Below are 6,189 nucleotides of genomic sequence, written 5' to 3' on the forward strand. Positions count from 1 at the left end.
CCCCTTCACGACCACCTTGATCGCGTCCTCGATCCGCTCCCGGAAATACTTGAACGCCTTCGGGACCTCGTCCAGCGGGAAGGTGTGGGTGTGCATCAGCTTCGCGTCGAACCGCTTCTGCGCCATCAGGGCGGAGGCGCGGTGGGTCGCCCGGTTCCCTTCCCCGCGGATGCCGTAGACGTAGATGTTGTTCCGCACCAGCTTGGCCAGGTCCACAGGGACCGGCTGCCCCGGGAAAGCGGCGAGGCAGATCCGGCCTCCCCGGTTGACCATGTCCATCGCCTCGTTGAGGCTGTTGGGCGCCCCGGAGCACTCCATCACGTAGTGCACCCCTTTCCCGCCGGTGATCCGCTTCACCGCTTCCACGGGGTTTTCCTTCGTGACGTTGATCACGTGGTCCGCCCCCAGCCGGGTCCCCAGGTTCAGCCGGGCGTCGCGGGTCCCCGTGAGGATCACCGGATCCGCGCCGAGCGCCTTTCCCACCGCCACGCTCATGAGCCCGATCGGGCCCGGGCCGGTGACGACGAGCCCTTCCCCCGCCACCAGGCCGCCAAGGACGTCGAGGCCGTACATGGCCGTGCCGGCGGTGACGATCAGCGTAGCCTCCGCGTCGCTCATCTCATCGGGCACGTGGACCAGCGTGTTCACGTGGTTGACGGCGTACTCGGCGAATCCGCCGTCCGTGGTGAAGCCGTTCGCGCGGTGCCCCTTGTCGTGCCCTTCGTAGTTCAGTCCGTAGTTCAGGCAGGAGGTGTACATCCCCATGCGGCATCGCTCGCACCGGCCGCAGCCGGCGTGGATCTCCACCGCCACGCGGTCGCCGACCGCGTAGTCGTCCACCCCGGGCCCCCGCTTCACCACGGTGCCCATGTATTCATGTCCCGGCGTGAAGTTCTTGTTGAAGGGGAGCCCTCCGCGGATCCACGCGGGAAGCCCCTTCGTGATGATCTCGACGTCGGTGCCGCAGATGGAGACGGCGTCGATCCGAACCAGCACCTCGGCCGGCCCCGGCTCCGGGACCGGCTTTTCCGTCAGCCGGAGCCGATCGGGGTCATCCAGGACCCAGGCCTTCATGGTCTTCGGAATCGTGAAAGAGGTTTCCTTGCCCGCCATACCCGGGATTCCCCCTTAGTCGTTTTTCTTGAAACCGGCTTCGAAATGGGCGACCTTCGCGGTGCTTTCCACGAGGTCGGCGATGTAATACGCCGTGGCGATGTCGGGGCCGAACGCCAGGATCCCGTGCTCCGCCATCAGGAGCGCCTTGACCCCGGGGTGGCGGACGATCCCCGCCTTGACGATTTCGCGCAGCTCGGCGGACCCCGGCAGCGCGACCTCGATCGCCGGCACCTCCTTCAGGATGACGCGGGCGGAAGTCGTGGGCAGCGGAAGCGGCTTCCGCAGCGCGGAGTACGCGGTCGCGCAGGGAGGATGCACGTGCGCGATCGCCCCCACGTCCGGGCGAAGCTGGTATACGGCGAGATGGAACGAGGTTTCCTTCGATGGGACCAGGTTCCGGGGGTTTTCCAGCACCGTGCCGTCCAGCCGGACCAGCAGGTTGTCGTCGGGCTCCACGTCGGCCAGCGAAACGCCGGAGGGGGTGATGAGGACGGTGTCGGTCCCCGGGATCCGGACGCTCATGTTCCCCCCGGTTCCGGAGACGAGGTCCCGCTGGAACGAGCGCCTCGAAAAATCGGAAAGCTCGCTCCGCAATCGGATCGCGGCTTCTGCCGCCTGTGTCGTCATGTCGTCAGTTCCCGCTTTCTTCCATGGATTGGACCAGCCGTTCGACGCAGGCGTCCACGAACGCCGCGTCGTTGATGTGGGCGTCGATCTCCTTCAGAAGGATGCGGGGATCGAGCCGTTCCTTCAGGGCGGCGACGAACGCGCGGTTGCCGGCCCGGTCGTGCAGCGGCCCTCCGGGGGCGCCGTAGACGGACCAGCCCCGCGTGGGGATGAACAGGGCCGTGGGACCGGTCGTGCCGTTGAGCCTCGCAGCCATCTCCGCGCCCACCGAGGCCATCTCGCCGCGGGAGATCTTCAGGTTGGCGTTGTACGGGTTGTGCATATAGATCCGTCTTCTTCTCAGCCGCGCCGGGATGGTTTCCTTCGGGCCGAAGCAAAGATACTCCATCCCCCCCGTAGAGACCACCTGGGGGATGCCTTTCGCGCCCGCCGCCTTCATCCGGCCGGGCTTGACGGGCATGTAGATCCCCGCGCCCAGGACTTCTTCCGCGAGCTCGTGGGGGGTCAGGTCGAGCACCGCCTGGATGACTCCTTCCCCGATCAGGTCTTCCATGGCGGACCCGCCGGCGCCGGAAGCGTGGAAGGGAATGACCCGGTACCCCCTGTCGCGCAGCGCCTTCACCGCCCGGCTCGCGCCCCGCTCCGTGTTTCCGAGGGCGGTCACCGCGACGGTCTTCCTCCCGGTTTCCGCGACGATCCGGGCGCCGCGCTCCACCATCCCGGTCACCGCCGCGACGGCGTTGGCGAGGATCGGCCCCGTCACCGGGTTCTGCCCGCCCAGGAAATCGGCCACCGAGAAGACCATCCCGATGTCCCGGTTCCCCACGTAGGGGCGGATGTTCCCCGAGGCGACCGTTGAGACGAGGTATTTCGGGAATCCGAAGGGGAGCCCCCGCATCGCCGTCGCGGAAACCGCCGTCCCCTGGTTCCCCCCCAGGCCGATGACGCCGTCGATCTTCCCATCGGCCAGCAGAAGGGAAAGGAGCCTCGCGGCTCCTTTCCCCATTCCGTCCATGATCCGGTCCCTCTCGCCCGACCGCACGAGCTCGGACAGCTCCGTCCCTCCGAGCCGCGCCACTTCCTCGCCCGGATGATCGGGCCGGACTCCGGGAGGTCCGACGGTCCCGATGTCGATCGTCGTCGCGGAATAGCCGCCGGCTTCCAGCAGCCCCTTCATGAAGGCGACCTCTTCGCCCTTCGTGTCGAGGGTCGCAAGGATGGCGACGTTTCCCTTCCGGACCATCTGTATCGCTTCCTATCCTCTCCAGAAACGGCCGGGCCAGTCTCTCTTGTCGTCCGCGACCCTGAAGGGGAACTTCTTCACCTCTTCGAGGAACGCGGCCAGGTGGTCGCTGATCCGCTCGAAGACCGCCTCCCCCTGCTCGACACTGGCGCGAAGCGGGTTGCCGATGGTGGCGGTGTCCGAATATTCGTGATGGAGCATCGGGACGAAGATGTTCTCCGATCCCTGGAAGATGACGGTGTTGGTGCCGTCCTTCTTGGTGAACGCCGGGCCCATCCATTTCGGGGCGTGGGCGCGGTCCGCCTTGGCGCGCTCCATGAAGATCGAGCCCTCGTAATTCCCCTTCTCCTTCATGTACGCCATGGTAGTGGAGGTTTCAAGTTCTCCCGCGTGCCAGCCGGGCGTTTCCTCCGCCGGGCCGGTCATCAGGTCGGCGACGACGGCGCAATCCCGCTCCGTCGGTGTCTTGTAATACGCGCAGAAGCAGCCCGTCTCGGCGCGCAGCGCCCGCAGCGCGTCGCCCTGCGCCCCCATGTTCGTGCCGTGGTGGGAGACGAACACCAGCTTGTTGAAGCCGGAGAAGATCAGGCTGCGCCCAATCGAGTAAAGGACCTGGCGGTAGATTTCCGTGGGGAAAGAGATGGTGCCGGTCCCCCAGCCGGCCTCGCCCATGTGATGCGGGGACACGCCGAACGGCAGCAGCGGGGCGTACAACACCTTCGACTTCTTCGCCGCGCGCTCCACGCTTCCCATCGTGGTATAGGAATCGACGCCCAGCGGCACATGGTGGCCGTGCTTCTCGAGGCTTCCGACCGGAATCATGATCGTGTCGTTGCCGGCCTTCAGGTAATCCCGAACGTCGGTCCAGGGCAGCTCCAGCAGATCGTACTTCTTCAATTCAGCCATCCGTTCTCTCCTTTTCTTTTGCCCCGCGCGGACTTCCGCACGGGGGTTCGTGGAAAACCTTTTCCTGGTTCCCCTTCTGTAATGTTCCGGGCCCGCCGGGTCGCTACTCCCGGACCGTGGACCCCCTGACGATGAGTTTCGTATTGAAAACCTTGAATTTTTCAAACTTTCCGCCGGAGATCCGCCCGACCAGCATCCGCATCGCGGCGGCGCCGATCTCCTGGATCGGGATGGCGACCGTCGTGAGCGGGGGATCGAAATAGGAGCTCAGCGGGATGTCGTCGAATCCCGTCACCGCGAGGTCGCCGGGCACGGAAAGCCCCAGCTCTTTCGCCGCCTTTACGGCTCCGAACGCCATCTGGTCGTTCGCCGCGACGATCGCGGTCGGCCGCTCCTTCCCCCTGAGTAGCGATTTGGACATGATATAGCCGCTCCGCGGGTCCCAGCTTCCCAGACGGATAAGATTCTCTTGTATTTTCAGCCCGTTCTGAGCCAAAGCGTTCCGGTATCCCGTCTGGCGGTCCAGGGAGGTCGTCGACCCGTCCTGTCCGCCGATGAAGCCGATCGCCGAATGCCCGAGGTCGATCAGGTGCTGCGCCGCCTGGGTCGCGCCGCCGATGTTGTCGACCGTGACGGCGGGGAAGTCGACGTCGTGTCTTCCGATAACCACGACCCGTTCCTTCAGTTCCCTGAGGATGGACAGCGTTTCGAAGCCGGAGATGATCCCTCCGCTGAAGATGACGCCGTCGGCGGACTTCTCCCTCAGGAGGTAGATCGACCGGACGATCCCTTCCTTCTTCCCGTCCGTGTTCTGGAGCGTGACGGAGTACCCCGTCTTGTCGGCGACGTCCTGGATCCCCCGGACGATTTCCGAATAGTAAGGGTTCGATATATCAGGGATAATGATCCCGATGGTCAGTGTTTTCCGCGTCGGGAGCCCCTTCGCGAGGGCGTTGGGGTGAAAGTCCAGCTCCCGGACGGCCCGCAGCACGCGGTCGCGCGTCGCGGGGTGGACCTTGTGGGCGCTGTTGTTGACCACCCGGGAAACCGTTGCGATGGAGACGTTGGCTTTCAGGGCGACGTCGGTGATCTTGGTCATGGAGGCCGGTCCGCTCCGCATGGAAAACGTTTTCCATCACAATAACCGCTTCCCGGATCCTTTGTCAATCCGGAAAATCGCGGCAGGGGCTTCCTCCTTGAGCGGGCACCCGGCATCTTAGACTGCAGGAGGAATATTGCGATGGCCAAATACGTCGACGGATTCGTGCTTCCGGTCCTTGTGAAGAACCTGCCGGCCTACCGTCGCCTTGCCCGGAAGGCGGGTAAAATCTGGAAGGAGCACGGCGCCCTCGAATTCCGGGAATGCGCGGGCGACGACGTGGACGTAAAATTCGGCGTGCCTTTCAAGCGGCAGATCCGGCTCCGGCGCGGGGAGACCGTGATGTTCTCCTGGATCGTGTACTCGTCGCGCGCGCACCGCGACCGGGTCAACGCGAAGGTGATGAAGGACAAGCGCATGGCGGGCATGGATCCGGCGATGATGCCGTTCGATTGCGACCGGATGGTCTGGGGCGGGTTCAAGGTCCTGGTCGATCTTTAGCTTGGGGGGACACCGATGGGACGGCTCCGTGCGCTGCTTCCCGGGCGATGGAAGTTCGCATGGCGGTACTGCAGCGGCAACACCCCGTGGGATACCGGGATCACTCCGCCCGAGGTGATGGAGTTTTTGCGGGCGGTCCCGCCCGGGAAGGCGCTCGATCTCGGTTGCGGGACGGGGACCAACGCGATGACGCTTGCGCGGCACGGATGGCGCGTGACGGGGATCGATTTCACCCCCGCGGCGATCCGGGCGGCGCGCCGGAAGGCGGCCGAGGAGGGGCTGGAGGTCGAATTCCGGGTCGGGGACGTGACCGACCTGCGCTCGCTTCCGGGGGGCTACGATTACGCCCTGGACATCGGCTGCCTTCATTCCCTTCCTGCGGAGGACCGGGCCGCATACGCCGGGGGTCTTTTCCGCCTGGTCCGGCCGGGCGGCTGGTTCATGCTGTATGCGTGGCGGACGGCAGGGATGGCGGACGGCGCTCCGGGCATCGCGCCCGGCGAAGCCGAATCGCTCCTGCGGGAAGGATTCGAGAATGTCCGGGAGACGGTCGGAGAGGAAAGCGGCCGTCCCTCCGCATGGTATTGGTTTCGTCGGCGGTGATCTGCCCCCTGAACGAATATCATTCTTTAGCGGCACGATGTCTTGACCTTTTATGCTAATATGCTGTAACAATGGGTTTTTCCCGGGCGAATCG

7 protein-coding genes are annotated in these 6,189 nt (G+C 65.2%); 2 read left to right on the forward strand and 5 right to left on the reverse strand.

Translation table 11 applies throughout. The annotated features are described in order from the left end of the window. The 5 genes from AB1346_02885 to AB1346_02905 form a co-directional block, all read right to left on the reverse strand. Positions 1-1,113: zinc-binding dehydrogenase (locus AB1346_02885; protein MEW6719375.1), on the reverse strand; the 1,113-nt coding region annotated here is incomplete at its 3' end. Positions 1,114-1,128: 15 nt separating this feature from the next. Then, a complete protein-coding gene (locus AB1346_02890; GenBank protein ID MEW6719376.1) occupies positions 1,129-1,743 on the reverse strand; it encodes a class II aldolase/adducin family protein in 615 nt (204 codons plus the stop codon). Between the two features lie 4 nt (positions 1,744-1,747). Beyond that, positions 1,748-2,986, reverse strand: a complete 1,239-nt coding sequence (locus AB1346_02895; GenBank protein ID MEW6719377.1) for a Tm-1-like ATP-binding domain-containing protein — start codon at positions 2,984-2,986, stop codon at positions 1,748-1,750. Between the two features lie 12 nt (positions 2,987-2,998). Next, positions 2,999-3,892: a creatininase family protein gene (locus AB1346_02900; protein MEW6719378.1), complete on the reverse strand. Its 894-nt coding sequence runs from the start codon at positions 3,890-3,892 to the stop codon at positions 2,999-3,001. A gap of 103 nt (positions 3,893-3,995) precedes the next feature. Beyond that, positions 3,996-4,991 (reverse strand): LacI family DNA-binding transcriptional regulator, encoded by a 996-nt coding sequence (locus tag AB1346_02905; GenBank protein ID MEW6719379.1) that lies wholly within the window; start codon positions 4,989-4,991, stop codon positions 3,996-3,998. A 141-nt stretch (positions 4,992-5,132) separates the two neighbouring features. Between AB1346_02905 and AB1346_02910 the strand changes: the two genes are divergently transcribed. Beyond that, positions 5,133-5,492: a DUF1428 domain-containing protein gene (locus AB1346_02910; protein MEW6719380.1), complete on the forward strand. Its 360-nt coding sequence runs from the start codon at positions 5,133-5,135 to the stop codon at positions 5,490-5,492. A 15-nt stretch (positions 5,493-5,507) separates the two neighbouring features. Next, the gene (locus tag AB1346_02915) at positions 5,508-6,095 is read left to right on the forward strand and encodes a class I SAM-dependent methyltransferase (GenBank protein ID MEW6719381.1); all 588 of its coding nucleotides are present in this window, start codon (positions 5,508-5,510) and stop codon (positions 6,093-6,095) included. The last annotated feature ends 94 nt before the right edge of the window (positions 6,096-6,189 follow it).

It is taken from the genome of Thermodesulfobacteriota bacterium (genome assembly GCA_040758155.1).
In the GTDB taxonomy this organism is placed as follows: Bacteria; Desulfobacterota; Deferrimicrobia; order Deferrimicrobiales; family Deferrimicrobiaceae; genus UBA2219.

What these genes read in the sequence shown, in the direction of transcription:
- AB1346_02890 (MEW6719376.1), bottom strand. Translation starts at nt 1,743, where the DNA reads ATGACGACACAGGCGGCAGAAGCCGCGATCCGATTGCGGAGCGAGCTT.
- AB1346_02895 (MEW6719377.1), bottom strand. Translation starts at nt 2,986, where the DNA reads ATGGTCCGGAAGGGAAACGTCGCCATCCTTGCGACCCTCGACACGAAG.
- AB1346_02900 (MEW6719378.1), bottom strand. Translation starts at nt 3,892, where the DNA reads ATGGCTGAATTGAAGAAGTACGATCTGCTGGAGCTGCCCTGGACCGAC.
- AB1346_02905 (MEW6719379.1), bottom strand. Translation starts at nt 4,991, where the DNA reads ATGACCAAGATCACCGACGTCGCCCTGAAAGCCAACGTCTCCATCGCA.
- AB1346_02910 (MEW6719380.1), top strand. Translation starts at nt 5,133, where the DNA reads ATGGCCAAATACGTCGACGGATTCGTGCTTCCGGTCCTTGTGAAGAAC.
- AB1346_02915 (MEW6719381.1), top strand. Translation starts at nt 5,508, where the DNA reads ATGGGACGGCTCCGTGCGCTGCTTCCCGGGCGATGGAAGTTCGCATGG.